Here is a 20311-nt window from a genome sequence, read left to right as displayed (position 1 = left end):
ATGGCCCGTTCCGTCTGGAAAGGTCCGTTCGTCGATCTCCACCTTCTCCGGAAGGCGGAAGGCGCTCAGGACAGTGGCGCGCGCGCTCCGATCAAGACCTGGTCGCGTCGCTCGACCATTTTGCCGCAGTTCGTTGGTCTGACGTTCAACGTCTACAACGGCCGCAAGTTCGTCCCTGTCTCGGTCAACGAGGACATGGTCGGCCACAAGCTTGGTGAGTTCGCGCCGACGCGTTACTTCCCCGGCCACGCCGACAAGAAGGGTAAGCGCTGATGTCGAAGCCCGCATCCCCGCGCAAGGTCGGTGACAAGGAGGCCCTTGCGGTCGCCACCACCGTTCGCGGCAGCCCGCAGAAGCTCAATCTTGTCGCGGCGCTGATCCGCAACAAGAAGGCCGGCGACGCGCTCAACATCCTCACCTTCTCGAAGAAGGCGATGGCGGTTGACGTTCGCAAGGTGCTCGCTTCGGCGATCGCCAATGCCGAGAACAATCATAACCTCGACGTCGACGCGCTCGTCGTGAAGGAAGCTTCGGTCGGCAAGTCGATCGTCATGAAGCGCTTCGCAACCCGCGGCCGCGGCAAGTCGACCCGCATCATCAAGCCGTTCGCGCGTCTCCGTGTCGTCGTGCGCGAGCAGCAGGAAGAGGCTGAATAATATGGGTCAGAAGTCCAACCCGATCGGTATGCGGTTGCAGATCAACCGCACCTGGGACAGCCGCTGGTACGCCGACGGCGCCGACTACGGCCGCCTGCTGCTCGAGGATCTCAAGATCCGCAAGCACATCATGAAGGCGATCCCGCAGGCCGCGATCTCGAAGGTCGTGATCGAGCGTCCCGCCAAGCTGTGCCGTATCTCGGTCTATGCCGCTCGTCCCGGTGTCATCATCGGCAAGAAGGGCGCGGACATCGAGAAGCTGCGCCGCGCACTCGGCAAGATGACCTCGTCGGAAGTCTCGCTGAACATCGTCGAAATCCGCAAGCCCGAGATTGACTCCAAGCTCGTGGCTCAGGGCGTCGCCGACCAGCTCGAGCGCCGCATCGCCTTCCGCCGCGCCATGAAGCGCGCGGTTCAGTCGGCGCTGCGTCTCGGCGCCGAGGGTATCCGGATCACCTGCGCCGGCCGTCTTGGCGGCGCGGAGATCGCCCGGACCGAATGGTATCGCGAAGGCCGTGTGCCGCTGCACACGCTGCGCGCCAATGTCGACTATGCCGAAGCCGAAGCCCACACCGCTTATGGCGTGTGCGGCATCAAGGTCTGGATCTTCAAGGGTGAAATCCTTGGTCACGATCCGATGGCCCAGGATCGGCTCATGATGGAAGCTCAGACGTCGGGGGTCCGGCCGGCGCGATAAGGGGTTTCCCCTTATCAGCGTCGCCTGATCGACCGGACAATCGGTGTCAGAAGGCGATAAGAAATGCTGCAACCAAAGCGCACTAAGTACCGCAAGGCCCACAAGGGCCGCATCCATGGCAACGCGCCCGGCGGCGCGACGCTGAACTTCGGCGCGTTCGGCCTCAAGGCCCTCGAGCCGGACCGGATCACCGCGCGCCAGATCGAGGCGGCCCGCCGCGCGATCACGCGTCACATCAAGCGCCAGGGGCGTTTGTGGATCCGCGTGTTCCCGGACGTTCCGGTCTCGTCGAAGCCCGCCGAAGTCCGCATGGGCTCGGGTAAGGGTTCGCCGGAGTTCTGGGCGGCGCGCGTCAAGCCCGGCCGCATCCTGTTCGAGCTGGACGGCGTTCCCGGCCCGCTCGCCCGCGTCGCTTTCGAGCGCGCGATGGAGAAGCTCCCGATCAAGACCAAGGTGGTCGCCCGCTTCGGCGAGTCCATCTACGAGGACGCATAAGATGGCCAAGATCGCTGATCTCACTGCCAAGACCGACGATCAGCTCTCCCAGGAACTGGGCGAGCTGAAGCGCGAGCAGTTCAACCTGCGCTTCCAGGCTGCGACCAACCAGCTCGAGAAGCCCAGCCGCGTGCGTGAAGTCCGCCGGACCATCGCGCAGATCAAGACCCTGCAGACGCAGCGCTCCGCTGCGGCCGCGAAGTAAGGAGCGCCAGCCATGCCGAAGCGCGTGCTGACCGGAACGGTGGTCTCCGACAAGACCGACAAGACTGTCGTGGTGAAAGTCGAACGTCGCGTGAAGCACGCGCTGTACGGCAAGATCATCAAGCGGTCGAAGAAGTATCACGCCCACGACGAGACCAACCAGTATCGCGAGGGTGAGACGGTGCGCATCGAAGAGACCGCGCCGATTTCGAAGCTGAAGTCGTGGAAGGTGATCGAGCGGGTTGATACCCACGCGACGCCGAACCACGCCTGATTACGGAAGGGTCTGAACAATGATCCAGATGCAGACGAACCTCGATGTCGCTGACAACAGCGGCGCGAAGAGGGTGCAGTGCATCAAGGTGCTGGGCGGTTCCAAGCGCCGTTTCGCGACCGTGGGCGACGTCATCGTCGTCTCGATCAAGGAAGCGGCTCCGCGCGGCAAGGTCAAGAAGGGTGACGTGCATCGCGCGGTCATCGTCCGCACCGCCAAGGACATCCATCGTCCCGACGGTTCGACGATCCGGTTCGATGGCAACGCCGCCGTCCTGATCAACAAGAACAGCGGCGAGCCGATCGGCACCCGCATCTTCGGCCCGGTCGTCCGCGAGCTCCGCGCCAAGAACCACATGAAGATCATCTCGCTCGCGCCTGAGGTGCTGTAATGTCCGCGCTGAAGATCAAGAAGGGTGACCGCGTCGTCGTCCTGTCCGGCAAGGACAAGGGCAAGACCGGCGAAGTCACCAAGTCCTTTCCGAAGGACGCCAAGGTGATCGTGTCGGGCGTCAACGTCTCGACCCGCCATCGCAAGCCGAGCCAGGCCAACCCCCAGGGTGGCCTCGAGCGCGTCGAAGCACCGCTGCATGTCTCGAAGGTCGCGATCGCGACTGCCGACGGCAAGGCCTCGCGCGTCCGCTTCGACGTCAAGGACGGCAAGAAGGTCCGCGTCGCGGTCAAGACCGGGGAGACGATCAATGGCTGATGCTTATACGCCCCGCGCGAAGAAGCTGTACGACGACGTCATCGTCAAGGCGATGACCGAGAAGTTCGGCTACAAGAACGCGATGGAAGTCCCCAAGGTCACCAAAATCGTCCTGAACATGGGCGTCGGTGAGGCGACCCAGGACAAGAAGAAGGTCGAACAGGCCGCGCAGGAAATGACGAAGATCGCTGGCCAGAAGGCCGTGATCACCAAGGCGAAGAAGTCGATCGCGCAGTTCAAGCTGCGTGAAGGCATGCCGATCGGCGCGAAGGTCACCCTCCGCCGCGAGCGCATGTACGAATTCCTCGACCGGTTCGTCACGATCGCGCTTCCCCGCGTTCGCGACTTCCGTGGTCTCAACCCCAAGTCGTTCGACGGCCGCGGCAACTATGCCACCGGCCTGAAGGAACAGCTGATCTTCCCGGAAATTAGCTATGACTCGGTGGACAAGATCCGCGGCATGGATGTCATCATCGCCACGACGGCGAAGACCGACGACGAAGCGCGCGAGCTGCTGCGTCTTTTCGGCTTCCCCTTCCCGGCGGAAAATCAGGATCAGAAGCAGGCCGCGTAAGCGGTCTGCTTAGAGAAGGAAGAACTTAAGTCATGGCGAAACTGAGTTCGATCAACAAGAACGAGCGTCGCAAGAAGCTGGTCAAGGCTTATGCGGGCAAATATGCGCGTCTGAAGGCGGTTGCCGACGATGAGAGCAAGGACGAGACCGAGCGGCTGATCGCTCGTCTCAAGCTGGCCGAGATTCCGCGCAATGCGAATCCGACCCGCGTGCGCAACCGTTGCGAAGTGACGGGCCGTCCCCGCGCTTATTATCGCAAGTTCCGGCTTTGCCGTGTGCAGCTCCGTGATCTGGCCAACAAGGGCCTGATCCCCGGCGTCACGAAGTCGAGCTGGTAAGGAACCGAAGAAATGGCTCTGACCGATCCTTTGGGTGATCTGCTCACCCGCATCCGCAACGGGCAGCGCGCCCGCAAGGACAGCGTGCTTTCGCCCGCGTCCAAGCTGCGCGCCCGCGTTCTCGACGTGCTTCAGCGCGAAGGCTATATCCGTGGCTATAGCGAGGAAGACCTCGCCGGCCACAACGGCCTGCGCATCGAGCTGAAATATTTCGAAGGGCAGCCTGCTATCCAGCACGTCGCCCGCGTCTCCAAGCCTGGCCGCCGCGTCTATTCGGGTTCGAAGGAACTCCCGCGCGTCCGCAACGGCCTGGGCATCACCATCGTCTCGACGCCCAAGGGCGTTCTGTCCGACGCGGAAGCGCGCGAACAGAATGTCGGCGGCGAGGTTCTCGCGGAGGTCTTCTGATGAGCCGCATTGGTAAGAAGCCGGTCCCGGTTCCCGCAGGCGTCACCGCCGCGATCGAAGGCAAGACGCTTTCGGTCAAGGGTCCGAAGGGCACGCTGACGCTGAGCCTGGCTGACGAGGTCAGCTACGCTGTCGAAGACGGTTCGATCTCGGTCCAGCCGGTCAACGAGACGAAGCGCGCGCGCTCCTTCTGGGGCATGCAGCGCACACTAGTGCAGAACCTGATCACCGGGGTCACAGAGGGCTACACCAAGACCCTCCAGATCACCGGCGTCGGCTACCGCGCCAACGTCCAGGGCAAGAATCTGAAGCTGCAGCTCGGCTACAGCCACGACGTCGACTTCGCGATCCCCGAGGGGATCACGATCGCGACGCCGGATCAGACCACGGTCCAGATCTCGGGCATCGACAAGCAGCAGGTCGGCCAGGTCGCCGCCGAAATCCGCCGTTGGCGCAAGCCGGAGCCCTATAAGGGCAAGGGCATCAAGTACGCCGGCGAGTATATCTTCCGTAAGGAAGGGAAGAAGAAGTAATGGCCAAGGGTCTCTCTCTCTTCGAACGCCGCCGCCGGCGCGTTCGTACCGCGCTCCGCGCCCGGGGCGGCATGCGTCCGCGCCTGTCGATCCATCGCTCGGGCCGTCACATCTATGCCCAGGTCATCGACGACGAGGCCGGCCGTACGGTCGCCGCGGCTTCGACCCTGGACAAGGATCTGAAGGGCCAGACCGGCGCCACCGCCGACGCTGCGGCGTCGGTCGGCAAGGCGGTGGCCGAGCGCGCCAAGAAGGCAGGCATCACCAAGGTGGTGTTCGATCGTGGCGGCTTCCTGTTCCATGGCCGCGTCAAGGCGCTGGCCGATGCTGCCCGCGAAGGCGGATTGGAGTTCTAAATGGCTGACGAAACCGAAATCCAGGCGGGCGCTCCCGCCGACGTCATTCCCGGTGCCGAAGGCCAGGGCGAGCGCCGTGGCCGTGGCGGCCGCGGCCGTGGCGGCAATGATCGTGGTCCCGGCCGTGGAGGCCGTGACGGCAATCGCGGCCGTCGCGACGACCGCAACAAGGGTGGCGAAGATCAGGGCGAGGAACTGATCGAGAAGCTGGTCCACATCAACCGCGTCTCGAAGACGGTGAAGGGCGGCAAGCGCTTCGGCTTCGCGGCGCTGGTCGTCGTGGGCGACGGCAAGGGCCGTGCGGGCTTTGGCCATGGCAAGGCGCGCGAAGTGCCGGAGGCGATCTCCAAGGCGACCGCCGCCGCCAAGAAGGCGATGGTCCGCGTGCCGCTGCGCGAGGGCCGGACGCTGCACCATGACGGCAAGGGCCATTTCGGCGCTGGCCGCGTGACCGTCCGCACCGCGCCTCCGGGCACCGGCATCATCGCCGGCGGTCCGATGCGCGCGATCTTCGAGAGCCTCGGCGTCCATGACGTCGTCACCAAGTCGGTCGGCACCTCGAACCCCTACAACATGATCCGGGCGACCTTCGAGGCGCTTTCGGACCAGACGTCGCCGAAGTCGGTGTCGCAGCGCCGTGGCAAGAAGATCGCCGACCTGCTGGGTCGTGGCGGTGCTTCGGCCACTGTCGCCGAGGCCGAAGCCGCGGCGATCACGGAGTAATCGACATGGCTGGCAAGACCATCAAGGTGACTCAGATCGGTTCGCCGATCCGCCGTCCCGACGATCAGCGCGCGACGCTGATCGGCCTCGGCCTCAACAAGCTGCATCGCACCCGCGAGCTTCAGGACACGCCGGCTGTGCGTGGCATGATCGCCAAGGTGCAGCACATGGTGAAGGTCGAGGACTAAGTCCTCGTCCGACATCGCCGGTCTTTCGGGGCTGGCAAAAAGACTCGAAGGGGGCTAATGGCCCCCTTCCTCTATTCAGCGCGAACATAGCGAAAGCGAGTGCACAGACATGAAACTCAACGACATCCGCGATAATGCAGGCGCCCGCAAGGGCCGGGTCCGTGTCGGACGCGGCATCGGCTCAGGCGTAGGCAAGACCGGCGGCCGCGGCCAGAAGGGTCAGAAGAGCCGTTCGGGCGTCTCGATCAAGGGCTTTGAAGGCGGTCAGATGCCGCTGCACATGCGGCTGCCGAAGCGCGGCTTCAACAACATCTTCGCCAAGGATTATGCCGAGGTTAACCTGGGCGCGATCCAGAAGCTGATCGACGCCAAGACGCTCGACGCCAGCGCGCTGATCGATCATGCGGCGCTGAAGGCGGCCGGCGTGGCGCGCGGCGGCAAGGACGGCGTGCGCATCCTGGGCAAGGGCGAGCTGACCGCGAAGCTGTCGTTCAAGGTTGCCGGCGTCTCCGCTGGCGCCAAGGCAGCGATCGAAAAGGCCGGTGGTTCGGTCGACGTGATCGAGGTCATGCCCGCGGCCGAGAAGGCCGCTGCGAAGCATCGCACCGTCCAGAAGGCGCGCGCCGCCGACAAGGAAGCGAAGAAGGCAGCGGCCAAAGCCTGAGCCGTCTCGCATTCGGGCTTAGACAAGCGCGACGCGAACACTATATGAGGCGGCGGCGGGACCGATAAGGTTCGCCGCCGCTCTTATTTTCGGGGTCAGAAAACACATGGCATCCGCAGCCGAACAAATGGCCGCCAACATCAACCTGGGGCAGTTCGCCAGGGCGACCGAGCTCAAGAAGCGCCTGTGGTTCACGCTGGGCGCGCTGATCATCTTCCGTCTGTTGAGCCATGTGCCGCTGCCGGGTCTCGACCCACGCGCGTTGCAGACGCTGTTCGACACGACGCGGGGCGGCGTTCTCGATTTCTTCAACGCCTTTTCGGGCGGCGCGCTGACCCGCATGTCGCTGATCGCGCTCGGCGTGATGCCGTACATCACCGCCTCGATCGTGGTACAGCTCGCGACCTCGCTGTCGCCGACGCTCGCGGCGATCAAAAAGGAAGGCGAAAGCGGCCGCAAGAAGCTCAACCAGTATACCCGCTACGGCACGGTGCTGCTGACCGCGATCCAAGGCTATTTCATTGCCGTGGGTCTGGAGACCTGGGGTGCCAGCGCTGGAATGGAGGCGGTCGTGATCGACCCCTATCTCTTCCGCGCCACCACGGTGATCTCGCTGATCGGCGGCACGATGTTCCTGATGTGGCTGGGCGAGCAGATCACCAGCCGGGGGATCGGCAACGGCGTCTCGCTGATCATCATGGCGGGCATCGTGTCGCAATTGCCCACTGCGCTCGCCAATCTGTTCGAAGGCGGCCGCACGGGTTCGCTGTCGGCCTTCTTCATCATCGCCGCCGTCGCGGGCGTGATCCTGCTGGTCGCGGGCATCGTGTTCATGGAGCGGGCCCAGCGCCGCGTGCTGATCCAGTACCCCAAGCGCCAGACGGCGCGCGGGCATATGCAGGCGGACAAGAGCCACCTGCCGCTCAAGATCAACACCGCCAATGTCATCCCCCCGATCTTCGCCTCGTCGCTGCTGCTGATGCCGCTGACGATCAGCCAGTTCGCCGGGCAGCGCGTGGCGGGCGAAAGCACCTGGGGCGACTTCGTCATCACGCTCAACCAATATCTCCAGCATGGCACCCCGCTCTACATGGGGCTCTACGCGGCTGGGATCATTTTCTTCTGCTTCTTCTACACCGCAGTCGTCTTCAATCCGGAGGAGACCGCGGACAATCTGAAGCGTTATGGCGGCTTCATCCCCGGTATCCGCCCGGGCAAGAACACCGCCGACTATCTCGATTATGTGCTGACCCGTATCACCGTGATCGGCGCGGCCTACCTGACCTTCATCTGCCTGGTGCCGGAATATGTCACTTCGCATTACGGTCTGGGCCTGGCGCTGGGCGGCACCAGTCTTTTGATCGTGGTCAATGTGACGATCGATACGGTCACGCAGATCCAGAGCCATCTGCTCGCCCATCAATATGGCGATCTGATCAAGAAAGCGAAACTCAAGGGGGGAACACGCCGGTGACAGAGCTGAGCTTCGGGGAGGGTTTCGCGTCGTGAACATCATTCTGCTGGGACCGCCCGGCGCCGGTAAGGGAACCCAGGCGTCGATCCTCGTGAGCGAGCGTGGCATGGTGCAGCTGTCGACGGGCGACATGCTGCGTGCCGCGGTCAAGGCGGGGACTCCGATCGGGCTTCAAGCCAAGGCGGTCATGGACGCCGGTGAACTCGTCTCCGACGAGATCGTCTCGGGCCTGATCGGCGAGAAGCTCGACAGCATGGCAGCATCGGAAGGCGCGATATTCGACGGCTATCCGCGCACCGAGGCGCAGGCGCTGTCGCTCGACCAGATCCTCGCAAGCCGTGGGCGCACGCTCGCCCATGTCATCGAGCTCGACGTCGACGAGGACGCGCTCGTCGAGCGGATCACCGGCCGTTACACCTGCGCCGCGTGCGGCGAGGGCTATCACGATAGGTTCAAGCAGCCCAAGGTTGCGGGGACCTGTGACAAGTGCGGCGGGACCGAGTTCAAGCGCCGTCCCGACGACAATGAAGAGACGGTCCGCACCCGCATGGCCGAATATCGCGCCAAGACCGCACCGATCCTTCCGCTCTACGAAGCCCGCGGGCTCGTGAAGCGTGTCGACGGCATGGCTGACATGGCAGACGTGTCGGCGGCGATCGCGGCGATCCTGGGAAGCTGATCCGCAACGGAGGGTTTCCGGGAGCCGCGCGCGAAAGTCGCTTTGGCTTCGCAACGATTTCGTGCATTCTCCGCGGTCATGGAGCAGCAACCGGTCAGGCGACGGAGACGGCGGCGGCGGTCATCGCATGCCGGCCGGGAAACCGTCGCATGGCTCACCTATATCGTCAGTCTGCTGCGCCGCGCCTCGCATTGGGCGGCGCTGCTCCTTATCGTCGGCTCCATCCTGATGCTCGGGCTGGGCGCCCCCATCACCCTGTTGGAAACCGCCTTCAGCTGGTGGGGGCACTGGTAGATCCCGGGCGGCTTCGGCAACTCCCAATGTGCGCTTGTGACAATAATATTCAGCTATCGAGACGGCGCTGATATTTTCGATCAAGTTCTCCGGTAAAATCGTGCCGAAAGTCCTTGCCCGCGCTCGAAAATCGCGGGATGCCTCTGCCTACGGGCGCCGAGTCTCATGGGGATCGGATGGCGTCTGAGGAGCAGGGGAATTCATTATGGCCGTTTCTGATCATGTCGACTTGGCGTCCTTCGTCGAGGGTGTGAAAAAGCGCAATCCTGGTCAGCCCGAGTTCGCGCAGGCGGTGCAGGAAGTCGCCGAGGATATTTTCGACTTCATCGCCGACAAGGAACAGTATCACAAATATCAGATCCTCCGCCGCATCGCGGAGCCAGATCGCGTGATCAGCTTCCGCGTCTGCTGGGAAGACGATAACGGCAATATCCGCGTCCAGCGTGGCTGGCGCGTTCAGAACAACAATTCGATCGGGCCGTACAAGGGCGGTATCCGCTTCCACCCGTCGGTGACCGAGAGCGTGCTCAAGTTCCTGGCGTTCGAGCAGACCTTCAAGAACGCGCTGACCGGCCTGCCGATGGGCGGCGGCAAGGGCGGCTCCAACTTCAACCCGAAGGGCAAGAGCGCCAATGAAGTGATGCGCTTCTGCCAGAGCTTCATGAACGAGCTCTATCGCCACATCGGCGCGGATGTCGACGTGCCCGCCGGCGACATCGGCGTGGGCGGCCGCGAGATCGGCTATATGTTCGGCCAGTATAAGCGCCTCACCAATGAGTTCACCGGCGTGCTCACCGGCAAGGGCCTCGAATATGGCGGCTCGCTGATCCGCACCGAGGCGACCGGCTATGGCGCGGTCTACTTCCTGAACGAGATGCTCAAGCACAAGGGCAAGGACATGGTCGGCCTCAATGCGGTCGTCTCGGGTTCGGGCAATGTCGCGACGCATGCCGCGGAGAAGATCAACCAGCTCGGCGGCAAGGTGCTGACCCTGTCGGACTCGGAAGGCTATATCTACGATCCGGACGGCATCACCCAGGAAAAGGTCAACTGGGTCAAGGACCTCAAGACCGTCAAGCGCGGCCGCATCTCCGAATATGTGAAAGAGTTCACCGGTGCTCAGTTCCACGGCAATGGCGCGCGCCCTTGGGCGGTTCCTTGCGACGTGGCGGTGCCATGCGCGACTCAGAACGAGCTGAACGAGGAAGAGGCCAAGACGCTGGTCGCCAACGGCTGCATCGCGGTCGCCGAAGGCGCCAATATGCCGACCACGCTCGAAGGCACCCATGTCTTCAAGAAGGCCAAGGTGCTGTTCGCGCCCGGCAAGGCTGCCAATGCCGGCGGCGTCGCCGTCTCGGGCCTGGAGATGAGCCAGAACTCGGCGCGCATCTCGTGGAAGGAGGAGGAGCTTCAGCGTCTCCTGCTCGACATCATGCAGGGCATCCACTCGCGCTGCATCGAATATGGCGGCGTCGCGGGCAGCGACCATATCGACTATGTGAAGGGCGCCAACATCGCCGGTTTCAAGAAGGTTGCCGACGCGATGCTCGCCTACGGCGTCGTCTGATCCACTAGGGCGAAAGCCGTGAGGAAGGGGCGTCTGCTCAGGGATGAGCGGGCGCCCTTTCTCTATGGGGCCTTTGATGCTACAGAGGACGAAGCGATGATCCGCCGGACCGCCTCGGGCCGTCCGGGCCAGCGCGGTCGGCTCCTGTCACGCGCTTGACAGTCCCGGACTCGCGCATTAGTGACGCTCCTTCCCATACCGCTCTGATCGGTGCCGCTTCGTGCGCGTGCCGTGTTTGTTGCGTTCTGGGGGGCGGCCCCGGTCCGATGGGGCGAGCGTCGAGATGGGGTGATTCGCCAGTCGCCCCGTGGAGCAGGAGAATAGCACAGTGGCACGTATCGCGGGCGTTAATATCCCGACCAACAAGCGCGTCGAAATCGCGCTGACCTACATTCACGGCATTGGCGCGACCAAGGCCAAGGAAATCACCGCCAAGCTCGGCATCGCGCGCGAGCGCCGCGTTCAGGACCTCAGCGATCAGGAAGTTCTCCAGATCCGCGAGGCGATCGACGCCGGCTACACCGTGGAAGGCGATCTTCGCCGCCAGGTGGCGATGAACATCAAGCGCCTGATGGATCTGGCCTGCTATCGCGGCCTTCGTCATCGCAAGGGCTTGCCCGTCCGTGGCCAGCGCACGCACACCAATGCGCGCACCCGCAAGGGCAAGGCCAAGCCGATCGCCGGCAAGAAGAAGTAATGGGCTTGAGCATCGGGCCGTCCGGTCGCGGTGCTCGCTCCTTCAGGTAGGAAACGGATAACATGGCACGTGAACCCCAGCGCATTCGCCGTCGCGAGCGCAAGAACATCACCGCCGGCGTCGCGCATGTGAACGCCAGCTTCAACAACACCATGATCACGATCACCGACGCGCAGGGCAATGCGATTGCCTGGTCGTCGGCGGGCATGATGGGCTTCAAGGGCAGCCGCAAGTCGACCCCTTACGCCGCGCAGGTCGCGGCCGAGGACGCGGGCAAGAAGGCCGCCGAGCACGGCGTCCGTACGCTCGAGGTCGAGGTCAAGGGCCCTGGTTCGGGTCGTGAATCGGCGCTTCGCGCGCTGCAGGCGGTCGGCTTCCACATCACGTCGATCCGTGACGTGACGCCGATCCCGCACAACGGCGTTCGCCCGTCGAAGCGCCGTCGCGTCTGATCCGGCTCGGGGGCTTCGGCCCTCGTTCTTATGCTTTCCGGCAGGTTGCCTCCCGCGCCTGCCATACCCCAAGGGGAACACAGTGGCTGTCAACGCAAAGAACTGGCAGGAACTCAAGAAGCCGAACGGCCTCGAAAAGAAGTCGGGCGGCGATGGCAAGCGCAAGGCAACCTTCGTTGCCGAGCCGCTCGAGCGCGGCTTCGGCCTGACGCTCGGCAACTCGCTGCGCCGCGTGCTGCTGTCCTCGCTACAGGGCGCGGCCGTCACCTCGATCAAGATCGAGAACGTCCTTCACGAGTTCTCGTCGCTCGCGGGCGTCCGCGAGGACGTGACCGACATCGTCCTCAACGTGAAGCAGATCGCGCTGAAGATGCAGGGCGAAGGCCCGAAGCGGCTTCAGCTCTCGGCGACCGGCCCGGCCGAAGTCACCGCCGGCATGATCGCCGCCACTGGCGACATCGAGGTGATGAACCCGGATCTGGTCATCTGCCATCTCGACGACGGCGCGACGCTCAACATGGAGCTGACCGCCGACATCGGTAAGGGCTATGTCACCGCCGCGGCCAACCGCCCGGTCGACGCGCCGATCGGTCTGATCCCGGTCGACGCGCTCTATTCGCCGGTTCGTCAGGTCGCCTACAAGGTCGAGAACACCCGCGTCGGTCAGGAGCTCGACTATGACAAGCTCACGCTGACGATCGAGACCGACGGCACCGTCACCCCCGAGGACGCTCTCGCCTATTCGGCGCGCATCCTGCAGGATCAGCTCCAGCTGTTCGTCCACTTCGACGATGGCATGGCGATCGCTGCCCCGACCGCGGGTGCGGCGTCTCCGGCGGCGGGCGGCGCGGAGCCGGAAGGCGACGCCAACCAGCTCAACCGGTACCTGCTCAAGAAGGTCGACGAGCTCGAACTGTCGGTTCGCTCGGCCAACTGCCTCAAGAACGACAACATCATCTACATCGGCGATCTGGTCCAGAAGACCGAGGCCGAGATGCTGCGCACGCCGAACTTCGGCCGCAAGTCGCTCAATGAGATCAAGGAAGTCCTCGCTTCGATGGGCCTGCGCCTGGGCATGGAAATCCCGGGCTGGCCGCCGGAGAATATCGAGGAAATGGCCAAGAAGCTCGAACAGGAGTTCTGATGCGGCGGGGGGGCTTCGGCCCCCCTCCCATCTGCAAGGGAAAGGGCGGCGCCCTCAACTGCCGCCTGGCTTGGGGTACCTCGCACGGCCCCCTGACAAACGAAGGAAAATACCATGCGCCATCGCGTTGGCGGTCGTAAGCTTCAGCGGACCGCATCCCATCGTACCGCCCTGTTCCGCAACCAGTCGGCGGCGCTCATCAAGCACGAGCAGATCACGACCACGCTCGCCAAGGCGAAGGAACTTCGCCCCTATGTCGAGAAGCTGATCACGCTCGCCAAGAAGGGCGGCCTGGCCAATCGCCGTCTCGCCCATGCCCGCCTGCTCGACGACACCCAGCTCAAGAAGCTATTCGACGTGCTGGCCGAGCGCTATGCGAACCGCAACGGCGGCTACACCCGCATCATCAAGGCCGGCATCCGCGCGTCGGACGCCGCGGCGATGGCGGTGATCGAGTTCGTCGACCGCGACGTTTCGGCCAAGGGCCAGGATTCGGGTCCGGTCGAGACTGACGAGGACGTCGCTGAAGCGGCCTGATCAGTTTAACTGCTGACAGCATTGCAAAGAGGGGGCCGCGGGCGTTACGCTCGCGGCTCTTTTCGTTTGAAATCAATGCCGGGGGAGTTTGACTGATGCCGCCAAACCGGGCGCGTGCCGCCTTCCTTGCCCTGTTGACGATGAGCATCGCCATGCCCGCCAAGGCCGCAGACAGCATCACCTATCCCGAAACCCGCCGCGACGACATCGTCGAGACCCAGTTCGGTGAGGCGGTGGCCGATCCCTATCGCTGGCTCGAAAATGATGTGCGGACCAATGAAGCGGTCGCACGCTGGGTCGAGCAGGAGAACAAGGTCACCGAGCGCTATCTCGAGAGCCTGGGCAGCCGCGACGCGATCAAGGCGCGGATGAAGGCGTTGTGGAATTACGAGCGATACGGTGTGCCCCGCAAACGCGGCGGCCGCTATTTCTACACGTACAACAGCGGTCTGCTGAACCAGCCGGTGCTGCTGGTGCGCGATGGGCTGGAGGGCAAGGAGCGCAAGCTGCTCGACCCCAATGGCTGGGCGCGCGACGGCGCGACCGCGCTCGATGAATGGCGGCCGTCGAACAATGGCGATCTGCTGCTCTATTCGATCCAGGACGGTGGCAGCGACTGGCGCACGCTGCGTGTCATCGACGTCGTCAGCGGCAAGACCCTCGACGACGAGATCAAATGGGTCAAATTCTCCGATCTCGCTTGGGATGGCGACGGCAAGGGTTTCTTCTACGCGCGCTTTCCCGAGCCGAAGCAGGACGCCGCCTATCAGCAGCTCAACCTGAACCATCAGGTCTATTATCACCGGATCGGGACGCCACAGAGCGAAGACCGTCTGCTCTACGCAACGCCTGGCCGGCCCAAACTCAACCATAGTATCGAGACCACGCAAGACGGCCGCTATGCTTTGGTTACGTCGAGCGAAGGGACCGACGAGCGCTACGAACTGGTGCTGTTCGATCTGGCCGAAGCCAATCCGAAACCCCGCAAGCTGGTCAAGGGCTTCGTCAACGAATGGGTGCTGGCGGGCAGCGTCGGCAGCAAATTCTACTTCCGCACCAATCTCAAGGCGCCGCGCCAGCGCGTCGTGATGGTGGATGTGGCGCAGCCGAAGCTGAACCCCGTGGAGGTCGTGCCCCAGACGGCCGATACGCTGGTGGGCGTGTCGCTGGTCGGCAACCGGCTGATCCTCGCCTATCTCGGCGACGCCAAGACCGAGGCCGAACTGCGCGAGCTGGACGGCCGGCTGGTCGCGCCGATCAGCCTGCCCGATATCGGCAGCGGTGCCGGTTTCGGCGGCCGGGTCGGGGATCCGGAGACCTTCTTCAGCTTCTCCAGCTACGCGACCCCGTCGACCATCTACCGCCTGAACACTGCGACCGGGAAAATGGAGCTGTTCATTCAGCCGAAGCTGGCGTTCGATCCCGCCGAGTATAGCGTCGAGCAGCAATTCTTCACGTCGAAGGACGGCACGCGGATCCCCATGTTCGTGACGAAGAAGAAGAGCACGCCGCCGGGAGCGCCCGCATTGCTCTACGGCTATGGCGGCTTCAACATCGCGGTGACGCCCGCTTTTTCCCCGGCGGCGCTCGGCTGGATGGAGATGGGCGGGGTCTATGCGGTCGCCAATCTTCGCGGCGGCGGTGAATATGGCAAGGCGTGGCACGATGCCGGGCGGCTCGCGCAGAAGCAGAATGTCTTCGACGATTTCATAGCGGCGGGGGAATATCTGATCTCCAGCGGGATCAGCGCCAAGGGCCGGCTCGCCGCAATGGGCCGGTCGAACGGCGGCTTGCTGATCGGCGCGGTGGTCAACCAGCGGCCCGATCTTTTCGCGGCGGCCAATCCCGCGGTCGGCGTGATGGACATGCTGCGCTTCAACCGCTTCACCGCCGGGCGTTATTGGGTCGACGATTATGGCGATCCGGGCAAGGCCGCGGACTTCAAGCTGCTGCGCGGCTATTCGCCCTACCACAATATCCGCCCCGGCGTGGATTATCCGGCGATCATGGTGACCACCGCCGACACGGACGATCGCGTAGTGCCCGGGCATAGTTTCAAATATACCGCCGCCCTGCAGGCCGCCGATATCGGATCGAAGCCGCATCTGATCCGCATAGAGACCAGGGCGGGCCACGGCTCGGGCAAGCCGACCGACAAGATCATCGAGGAATATGCCGACCTTTGGGCCTTCCTCGGCTACTGGACGGGGATGGCGCTGCCGAAATAGCAGTTTCCCCGCCCGGACGTTCACAAGTGCGCGGTGGGGACGGCGAATTGACGCTATGCATTCAGCTTGTCGCAAGCATGTGGCGGCTAATCGCTGTTGCCATCATGGTTTGTGTATTCAGGTAGCGGGGCATCGAGATGATCAAGGCACTCATCGGTTCGGCAACGGCACTGGCCCTTGTTGCGGCGGCGGCATCGCCCGCGGCGGCGCGGCCCTATTGGGGCGGCTACGGCCATCATCGTCATCATGGCGGTGGCGACACCTTCGGCAATATCCTGCTCGGCGGCGTGATCGCGGGCGGAATCTTCGCGGTCGCCAATGCGTCCAAGAAGAATAGCGACGGCGGCATCGCCTCGCGTCGCAGCGACGATCAGCGCGACGACCTCCGCCAGGATGGCGAGGACGCCCGCGAAGTTGCGTCGATGTGTTCGACCGCGGTGGAGAATATGGCGCGCGGCCCCGTCTCGACGGTCGACTCGGTTGGCCGCGACGGCCCGGATGGCTGGCGCGTCGAAGGCGTCGTTCGCGGCGATCGCGGCGATCGCGCCTTCCGCTGCGCGGTGCGCGAGGGGCAGATCGAGATGGTCGACCTCGGCGATCGTCTCGCCGCGCGCTAAGCTAAATCAAGGACTAAGCGGAGGCCCGCTCTCCTCATCGAGAGCGGGTCTTTTCGCGTCTGCACGATAATCATGGCGACTCGCTGGACAGCGGGGCCGTCCGCCATTATCGGCTCCCCATGACAGCCCAGCTTCCCGCCACCGCCGCCCCGAAGCCCAGCAGCCAGCCGCAGGAAACGATCCTGATCGTCGATTTCGGCAGTCAGGTGACCCAGCTCATCGCGAGACGGGTTCGCGAGGCGGGCGTCTACAGCGAAATCGCGCCCTTCAACGCGGCCGACGCGGCCTTCGACAGGCTGCAGCCCAAGGGCATCATCCTCGGCGGTGGCCCCGCCTCGGTCACCGATATCGGCAGTCCGCGGGCGCCGCAGCGCTTCTTCGAGGCGGGCGTGCCGATCCTGGGCATCTGCTATGGCCAGCAGACGATGTGCCAGCAGCTCGGCGGTTCGGTCACGCCGGGCCATGACAGCCGCGAGTTCGGCCGCGCCTTCATCGAGATCAAGGATCGTTCGGCGCTGTTCGACGGCTTATGGAAGGAAGGCGAGAGCCACCAGGTCTGGATGAGCCATGGCGACAAAGTCGATGCCCTGCCCGAAGGCTTTTCGCCGATCGCGGTGTCGGAAGGCGCGCCCTTTGCGGTGACCTCGGACGAGAAGCGTCGCTTCTATGGCGTTCAGTTCCATCCCGAGGTGGTCCACACCCCCGATGGCGGCAAGCTGATCGCCAACTTCGTCCGCCATGTCTGCGGGCTGGCCGGCGACTGGACGATGGCCGAATTCCGCGCGACCAAGATCGCTGAAATCCGCAAGCAGGTCGGCGATGGCCGGGTGATCTGCGGCCTGTCCGGCGGCGTCGACAGCGCGGTCGCGGCGGTGCTGATCCACGAAGCAATCGGCGACCAGCTGACCTGCGTGTTCGTCGATCATGGCCTGATGCGGATGGGCGAGGCCGATCAGGTGGTCAGCCTGTTCCGCGAACATTACGGCATCCCGCTGGTCCATGTGAACGCCGAGACGCTGTTCCTCAGCGGCCTGAAGGGCCTCACCGATCCCGAGGCCAAGCGCAAGTTCATCGGCAAGACCTTCATCGAGGTGTTCGAGGCCGAGGCGAAGAAGATCGGCGGCGCCGACTTCCTGGCACAGGGCACGCTCTATCCCGACGTGATCGAGAGCGTCAGCTTCACCGGCGGCCCTTCGGTCACGATCAAGAGCCACCACAATGTCGGTGGCCTGCCCGAGCGGATGAACATGAAGCTGGTCGAGCCGCTGCGCGAACTGTTCAAGGACGAGGTCCGTGCGCTCGGCCGTGAACTCGGCCTGCCTGATATCTTCGTCGGCCGCCACCCCTTCCCGGGGCCGGGCCTCGCGATCCGGATCCCGGGCGAGGTCACCAAGGAGCGCTGCGATATCCTGCGCAAGGCCGATGCCGTCTATCTCGATGAGATCCGTCGCGCGGGACTTTACGATGCGATCTGGCAGGCCTTCGCCGTGCTGTTGCCGGTGCGTACCGTCGGCGTGATGGGCGACGGCCGCACCTATGACAGCGTTTGTGCGCTGCGCGCCGTTACCTCGACCGACGGCATGACCGCCGACGTCTACCCCTTCGACCCCGCCTTCCTGAGCCGCGTCGCCACCCGGATCGTCAACGAGGTGCAGGGCATCAACCGGGTCACCTACGACTTCACGTCGAAGCCGCCCGGGACGATCGAGTGGGAATGATTCAGAGCATACCGGCGATATCCAGAACCGCTCAATTGCACCCAGCAACGCACTGAATTATCAATATAATTTGTTCGAAGTCTATCGGAGACGATCGGCCCGCATAGATCGCGATTGGTAGCACAATCGACGGTCCACGCGCGGTTGCGTATCTTCGCGAGACGACATACCGTCACCCTCAGTCAAGCGGTTGACGGTATTTTTTCGGACTAAAACATTGAGTTTAGCCGAAAAATTTGGTGGTGGTGGCGCCGAACCAGCCTGACGGTATTCAAAGGAGACCGTTATGCTGACGGATGCGGCGCTGCGCGCCTGTAAGCCACGTGCAAAGCCTTACAAAGTGACTGATCGCGACGGGATGTATGCCCACGTCGCGCCCTCCGGCACGATCACGTTTAGGCTCGACTATCGCCTCCACGGCCGGCGGGAGACCTTACACCTCGGTCGCTATGGGCCGGCAGCGCTGTCGCTGGCCCTTGCCCGAGAGAAGTGCATTGATGCACGCCGGGTTCTGAACGAGGGACGTTCTCCCGCCCAGGAAAAGCAGCGCGAGAAGCGGCGGCTTCGAGAGGCCAGAAGCTTCGGCGAATTCGGCGAGAGCTGGCTTGCCAAGGCGCCAATGGCCGACAGCACCCGGTCGATGCGTCGCGCGATCTTTGAGCGGGACCTCCTGCCGCACTGGAACAAGCGGCTGCTCAGAGAGGTGCAGCCTAACGACCTTCGCGCCCTATGCGGCAAAATTGTCGATCGGGGTGCACCGGCTACGGCGATTCACGTCCGCGACATCGTCAAGCAAATCTACGGCTTTGCGATCCTTCACGGCGAAAAGGTTGCCAACCCCGCTGAAGAGGTGGGACCTGCCTCTATCGCGACATTCGTCGCTCGCGATCGGTCGCTAACGCCGTCTGAAATTCGCGTGATGCTGAGAAGTTTGGAGAAGGTCGCTACGCTTCCAACAATCCGCCTCGGGATGCGGTTGTTCCTTCTGACTCTGGTACGAAAGAGCGAGCTACAGGACGCGACTTGGGACGAGATTGACTTCGAGAATGCGGTCTGGAGCATACCGAAGGAGCGCATGAAGCGATCTAAGGCGCACAACGTCTACCTCTCGCGGCAGGCACTCGACATCATGGTCGCACTGAAGACCTGTGCCGGCAACTCCCGTTATCTGCTGCCCTCCCGCTATGATGCAGATGCGCCGATGTCGCGAGCGACCTTCAACCGTGTGACCTATGCCGTGGTCGAGCAGGCCAGGCTTGACCGATTGCCGCTCGACCCGTTCACCGTGCACGACCTTCGTCGAACGGGGTCCACATTGCTCAACGAATCAGGATTCAACCGGGACTGGATCGAAAAGTGCCTCGCCCATGAAGACGGTAAGTCGTCACGGGGCGTCTACAACAAAGCAGAATATGAGCCGCAGCGCCGTCACATGTTGCAGGAGTGGGCCGATATGATCGACGCTTGGGTAGAAGGTCAAAAGCGCATACCGACGATTATGCCTCCGAACTCCGCCTTCAACGTCCTCGATCCTTCGCTTTGACGGGCCTCGCTTTCCGGAGAGCGACATCGGGAAAGGGAGCTCGTTGAACTGGCTTGGCTCGCCGCTCGGCGAGCCAAGCTTCAACCTCCGCGAGATCCCAGACCACGCAGCGCGATGAAAGCGCATAGCGCCGTGGAAATTCTCCCCTCTGTTCCATCTCGTAGATCGTGCTGTCGGCGAGAGGCACAATCTGTCGCAGTTCATGCCGTCGAATAGTTCTCGGAAGATCGATTGGGTTCGCTGTCATGAACAGTGCCTCCTTACGACCCGCTTCTTGGTACTGAATCTGCGGATGGAAAAGACTGCTGCCCTCAATCGCCAACGAACGGCGACAATCGACGTCGAACGGGTCAATTTCCATCCACGCGAATTGGCAGGATAAGGATGCCAGATGGGGAAAGCCTTCCCCTATCGTCGCGCCCGAGGTCGCGCCGAACCCCTTCTACGGGAGGCTCCGCCCCCGCAACGCCCCGGCTGAGAGTAAGAGAAAAGCCGGAATTCCGTGACGGGTAAGGGCTGAGAGAGAGGCTCTCGGCGCCCGTC

The 20311-nt window shown here is 63.5% G+C and carries 29 protein-coding genes; 28 read left to right on the top strand and 1 reads right to left on the bottom strand.

Annotation, left to right across the window (positions count from 1 at the left end; all coding sequences use genetic code 11):
* The 28 genes from rpsS to ASE00_RS15055 all read left to right on the top strand — a co-directional run bounded on the left by rpsS (nt 1) and on the right by ASE00_RS15055 (nt 19768).
* Entirely contained in the window at nt 1-273 is a 273-nt protein-coding gene (gene rpsS / locus ASE00_RS15190; RefSeq protein ID WP_046194320.1) for a 30S ribosomal protein S19, read from the top strand.
* Nucleotides 273-656: a 50S ribosomal protein L22 gene (gene rplV, locus ASE00_RS15185; protein ID WP_056381846.1), complete on the top strand. Its 384-nt coding sequence runs from the start codon at nt 273-275 to the stop codon at nt 654-656. The genes rpsS and rplV overlap by 1 nt, the downstream gene beginning before the upstream one ends.
* Nucleotide 657: 1 nt before the next feature.
* Complete coding sequence (rpsC, locus tag ASE00_RS15180; protein ID WP_046194318.1) at nt 658-1353, top strand: 30S ribosomal protein S3; 696 nt, start codon at nt 658-660, stop codon at nt 1351-1353.
* A 63-nt stretch (nt 1354-1416) separates the two neighbouring features.
* Nucleotides 1417-1848, top strand: coding sequence for a 50S ribosomal protein L16 (rplP, locus tag ASE00_RS15175; RefSeq protein WP_056381845.1), 432 nt, complete (start codon nt 1417-1419; stop codon nt 1846-1848).
* A 1-nt stretch (nt 1849) separates the two neighbouring features.
* Nucleotides 1850-2053: a 50S ribosomal protein L29 gene (gene rpmC / locus ASE00_RS15170; RefSeq protein WP_056381841.1), complete on the top strand. Its 204-nt coding sequence runs from the start codon at nt 1850-1852 to the stop codon at nt 2051-2053.
* A 12-nt stretch (nt 2054-2065) separates the two neighbouring features.
* Nucleotides 2066-2326: a 30S ribosomal protein S17 gene (rpsQ, locus tag ASE00_RS15165; RefSeq protein ID WP_056381839.1), complete on the top strand. Its 261-nt coding sequence runs from the start codon at nt 2066-2068 to the stop codon at nt 2324-2326.
* A gap of 19 nt (nt 2327-2345) precedes the next feature.
* Entirely contained in the window at nt 2346-2717 is a 372-nt protein-coding gene (gene rplN, locus ASE00_RS15160) for a 50S ribosomal protein L14 (protein ID WP_011952186.1), read from the top strand.
* Entirely contained in the window at nt 2717-3034 is a 318-nt protein-coding gene (rplX, locus tag ASE00_RS15155; RefSeq protein ID WP_056381837.1) for a 50S ribosomal protein L24, read from the top strand. The genes rplN and rplX overlap by 1 nt, the downstream gene beginning before the upstream one ends.
* Complete coding sequence (gene rplE / locus ASE00_RS15150; protein WP_056381834.1) at nt 3027-3608, top strand: 50S ribosomal protein L5; 582 nt, start codon at nt 3027-3029, stop codon at nt 3606-3608. Before rplX ends, rplE begins: the two co-directional genes overlap by 8 nt.
* A gap of 32 nt (nt 3609-3640) precedes the next feature.
* A complete protein-coding gene (gene rpsN, locus ASE00_RS15145; protein WP_056381832.1) occupies nt 3641-3946 on the top strand; it encodes a 30S ribosomal protein S14 in 306 nt (101 codons plus the stop codon).
* Between the two features lie 12 nt (nt 3947-3958).
* The gene (gene rpsH, locus ASE00_RS15140; RefSeq protein ID WP_046194310.1) at nt 3959-4354 is read left to right on the top strand and encodes a 30S ribosomal protein S8; all 396 of its coding nucleotides are present in this window, start codon (nt 3959-3961) and stop codon (nt 4352-4354) included.
* Nucleotides 4354-4887, top strand: a complete 534-nt coding sequence (gene rplF, locus ASE00_RS15135; RefSeq protein WP_056381830.1) for a 50S ribosomal protein L6 — start codon at nt 4354-4356, stop codon at nt 4885-4887. The genes rpsH and rplF overlap by 1 nt, the downstream gene beginning before the upstream one ends.
* On the top strand, nt 4887-5243 hold the full coding sequence (gene rplR, locus ASE00_RS15130; RefSeq protein WP_056381827.1) for a 50S ribosomal protein L18: 357 nt from the start codon (nt 4887-4889) through the stop codon (nt 5241-5243). The genes rplF and rplR overlap by 1 nt, the downstream gene beginning before the upstream one ends.
* Complete coding sequence (gene rpsE / locus ASE00_RS15125; RefSeq protein WP_082594744.1) at nt 5244-5966, top strand: 30S ribosomal protein S5; 723 nt, start codon at nt 5244-5246, stop codon at nt 5964-5966.
* A 5-nt stretch (nt 5967-5971) separates the two neighbouring features.
* Complete coding sequence (gene rpmD, locus ASE00_RS15120) at nt 5972-6154, top strand: 50S ribosomal protein L30 (RefSeq protein WP_056381825.1); 183 nt, start codon at nt 5972-5974, stop codon at nt 6152-6154.
* Between the two features lie 109 nt (nt 6155-6263).
* Nucleotides 6264-6818, top strand: a complete 555-nt coding sequence (rplO, locus tag ASE00_RS15115; protein WP_056381823.1) for a 50S ribosomal protein L15 — start codon at nt 6264-6266, stop codon at nt 6816-6818.
* 106 nt (nt 6819-6924) lie between these two features.
* The gene (gene secY, locus ASE00_RS15110; RefSeq protein ID WP_056381822.1) at nt 6925-8292 is read left to right on the top strand and encodes a preprotein translocase subunit SecY; all 1368 of its coding nucleotides are present in this window, start codon (nt 6925-6927) and stop codon (nt 8290-8292) included.
* A gap of 31 nt (nt 8293-8323) precedes the next feature.
* Nucleotides 8324-8971: an adenylate kinase gene (locus tag ASE00_RS15105; protein ID WP_056381819.1), complete on the top strand. Its 648-nt coding sequence runs from the start codon at nt 8324-8326 to the stop codon at nt 8969-8971.
* Nucleotides 8972-9049: 78 nt separating this feature from the next.
* Nucleotides 9050-9265, top strand: coding sequence for a hypothetical protein (locus ASE00_RS15100; protein WP_056381817.1), 216 nt, complete (start codon nt 9050-9052; stop codon nt 9263-9265).
* Nucleotides 9266-9470: 205 nt separating this feature from the next.
* On the top strand, nt 9471-10832 hold the full coding sequence (gdhA, locus tag ASE00_RS15095; RefSeq protein WP_056381815.1) for an NADP-specific glutamate dehydrogenase: 1362 nt from the start codon (nt 9471-9473) through the stop codon (nt 10830-10832).
* Between the two features lie 328 nt (nt 10833-11160).
* The gene (rpsM, locus tag ASE00_RS15090; RefSeq protein WP_056381814.1) at nt 11161-11529 is read left to right on the top strand and encodes a 30S ribosomal protein S13; all 369 of its coding nucleotides are present in this window, start codon (nt 11161-11163) and stop codon (nt 11527-11529) included.
* 62 nt (nt 11530-11591) lie between these two features.
* A complete protein-coding gene (rpsK, locus tag ASE00_RS15085; protein WP_011952170.1) occupies nt 11592-11981 on the top strand; it encodes a 30S ribosomal protein S11 in 390 nt (129 codons plus the stop codon).
* An 82-nt stretch (nt 11982-12063) separates the two neighbouring features.
* Nucleotides 12064-13125 (top strand): DNA-directed RNA polymerase subunit alpha, encoded by a 1062-nt coding sequence (locus tag ASE00_RS15080; protein WP_056381812.1) that lies wholly within the window; start codon nt 12064-12066, stop codon nt 13123-13125.
* A 114-nt stretch (nt 13126-13239) separates the two neighbouring features.
* Nucleotides 13240-13662: a 50S ribosomal protein L17 gene (gene rplQ, locus ASE00_RS15075; protein WP_056381810.1), complete on the top strand. Its 423-nt coding sequence runs from the start codon at nt 13240-13242 to the stop codon at nt 13660-13662.
* Between the two features lie 95 nt (nt 13663-13757).
* Nucleotides 13758-15890, top strand: coding sequence for a prolyl oligopeptidase family serine peptidase (locus ASE00_RS15070; protein WP_056381809.1), 2133 nt, complete (start codon nt 13758-13760; stop codon nt 15888-15890).
* Between the two features lie 137 nt (nt 15891-16027).
* Nucleotides 16028-16507: a hypothetical protein gene (locus ASE00_RS15065; RefSeq protein WP_056381807.1), complete on the top strand. Its 480-nt coding sequence runs from the start codon at nt 16028-16030 to the stop codon at nt 16505-16507.
* A 119-nt stretch (nt 16508-16626) separates the two neighbouring features.
* Nucleotides 16627-18225 (top strand): glutamine-hydrolyzing GMP synthase, encoded by a 1599-nt coding sequence (guaA, locus tag ASE00_RS15060; protein ID WP_056381805.1) that lies wholly within the window; start codon nt 16627-16629, stop codon nt 18223-18225.
* Between the two features lie 286 nt (nt 18226-18511).
* The gene (locus tag ASE00_RS15055) at nt 18512-19768 is read left to right on the top strand and encodes a tyrosine-type recombinase/integrase (protein ID WP_056381802.1); all 1257 of its coding nucleotides are present in this window, start codon (nt 18512-18514) and stop codon (nt 19766-19768) included.
* Here the strand turns inward: ASE00_RS15055 and ASE00_RS23060 are convergent.
* Nucleotides 19743-20015, bottom strand: coding sequence for a helix-turn-helix transcriptional regulator (locus tag ASE00_RS23060; protein ID WP_200957956.1), 273 nt, complete (start codon nt 20013-20015; stop codon nt 19743-19745). The genes ASE00_RS15055 and ASE00_RS23060 overlap by 26 nt on opposite strands.
* Between the last annotated feature and the right edge of the window lie 296 nt (nt 20016-20311).

Origin of the sequence: Sphingomonas sp. Root710 (assembly GCF_001429065.1) — a bacterium.
Lineage (GTDB): Bacteria > Pseudomonadota > Alphaproteobacteria > Sphingomonadales > Sphingomonadaceae > Rhizorhabdus.
This window is presented reverse-complemented; position numbering and strand designations above follow the sequence as displayed.

Bases quoted from the DNA above. Each gene is read 5' to 3' on its own strand.
- rpsS (WP_046194320.1), top strand. From the start codon at position 1: ATGGCCCGTTCCGTCTGGAAAGGTCCGTTCGTCGATCTCCACCTTCTC.
- rplV (WP_056381846.1), top strand. From the start codon at position 273: ATGTCGAAGCCCGCATCCCCGCGCAAGGTCGGTGACAAGGAGGCCCTT.
- rpsC (WP_046194318.1), top strand. From the start codon at position 658: ATGGGTCAGAAGTCCAACCCGATCGGTATGCGGTTGCAGATCAACCGC.
- rplP (WP_056381845.1), top strand. From the start codon at position 1,417: ATGCTGCAACCAAAGCGCACTAAGTACCGCAAGGCCCACAAGGGCCGC.
- rpmC (WP_056381841.1), top strand. From the start codon at position 1,850: ATGGCCAAGATCGCTGATCTCACTGCCAAGACCGACGATCAGCTCTCC.
- rpsQ (WP_056381839.1), top strand. From the start codon at position 2,066: ATGCCGAAGCGCGTGCTGACCGGAACGGTGGTCTCCGACAAGACCGAC.
- rplN (WP_011952186.1), top strand. From the start codon at position 2,346: ATGATCCAGATGCAGACGAACCTCGATGTCGCTGACAACAGCGGCGCG.
- rplX (WP_056381837.1), top strand. From the start codon at position 2,717: ATGTCCGCGCTGAAGATCAAGAAGGGTGACCGCGTCGTCGTCCTGTCC.
- rplE (WP_056381834.1), top strand. From the start codon at position 3,027: ATGGCTGATGCTTATACGCCCCGCGCGAAGAAGCTGTACGACGACGTC.
- rpsN (WP_056381832.1), top strand. From the start codon at position 3,641: ATGGCGAAACTGAGTTCGATCAACAAGAACGAGCGTCGCAAGAAGCTG.
- rpsH (WP_046194310.1), top strand. From the start codon at position 3,959: ATGGCTCTGACCGATCCTTTGGGTGATCTGCTCACCCGCATCCGCAAC.
- rplF (WP_056381830.1), top strand. From the start codon at position 4,354: ATGAGCCGCATTGGTAAGAAGCCGGTCCCGGTTCCCGCAGGCGTCACC.
- rplR (WP_056381827.1), top strand. From the start codon at position 4,887: ATGGCCAAGGGTCTCTCTCTCTTCGAACGCCGCCGCCGGCGCGTTCGT.
- rpsE (WP_082594744.1), top strand. From the start codon at position 5,244: ATGGCTGACGAAACCGAAATCCAGGCGGGCGCTCCCGCCGACGTCATT.
- rpmD (WP_056381825.1), top strand. From the start codon at position 5,972: ATGGCTGGCAAGACCATCAAGGTGACTCAGATCGGTTCGCCGATCCGC.
- rplO (WP_056381823.1), top strand. From the start codon at position 6,264: ATGAAACTCAACGACATCCGCGATAATGCAGGCGCCCGCAAGGGCCGG.
- secY (WP_056381822.1), top strand. From the start codon at position 6,925: ATGGCATCCGCAGCCGAACAAATGGCCGCCAACATCAACCTGGGGCAG.
- ASE00_RS15100 (WP_056381817.1), top strand. From the start codon at position 9,050: ATGGAGCAGCAACCGGTCAGGCGACGGAGACGGCGGCGGCGGTCATCG.
- gdhA (WP_056381815.1), top strand. From the start codon at position 9,471: ATGGCCGTTTCTGATCATGTCGACTTGGCGTCCTTCGTCGAGGGTGTG.
- rpsK (WP_011952170.1), top strand. From the start codon at position 11,592: ATGGCACGTGAACCCCAGCGCATTCGCCGTCGCGAGCGCAAGAACATC.
- rplQ (WP_056381810.1), top strand. From the start codon at position 13,240: ATGCGCCATCGCGTTGGCGGTCGTAAGCTTCAGCGGACCGCATCCCAT.
- ASE00_RS15070 (WP_056381809.1), top strand. From the start codon at position 13,758: ATGCCGCCAAACCGGGCGCGTGCCGCCTTCCTTGCCCTGTTGACGATG.
- ASE00_RS15065 (WP_056381807.1), top strand. From the start codon at position 16,028: ATGATCAAGGCACTCATCGGTTCGGCAACGGCACTGGCCCTTGTTGCG.
- guaA (WP_056381805.1), top strand. From the start codon at position 16,627: ATGACAGCCCAGCTTCCCGCCACCGCCGCCCCGAAGCCCAGCAGCCAG.
- ASE00_RS15055 (WP_056381802.1), top strand. From the start codon at position 18,512: ATGCTGACGGATGCGGCGCTGCGCGCCTGTAAGCCACGTGCAAAGCCT.
- ASE00_RS23060 (WP_200957956.1), bottom strand. From the start codon at position 20,015: ATGACAGCGAACCCAATCGATCTTCCGAGAACTATTCGACGGCATGAA.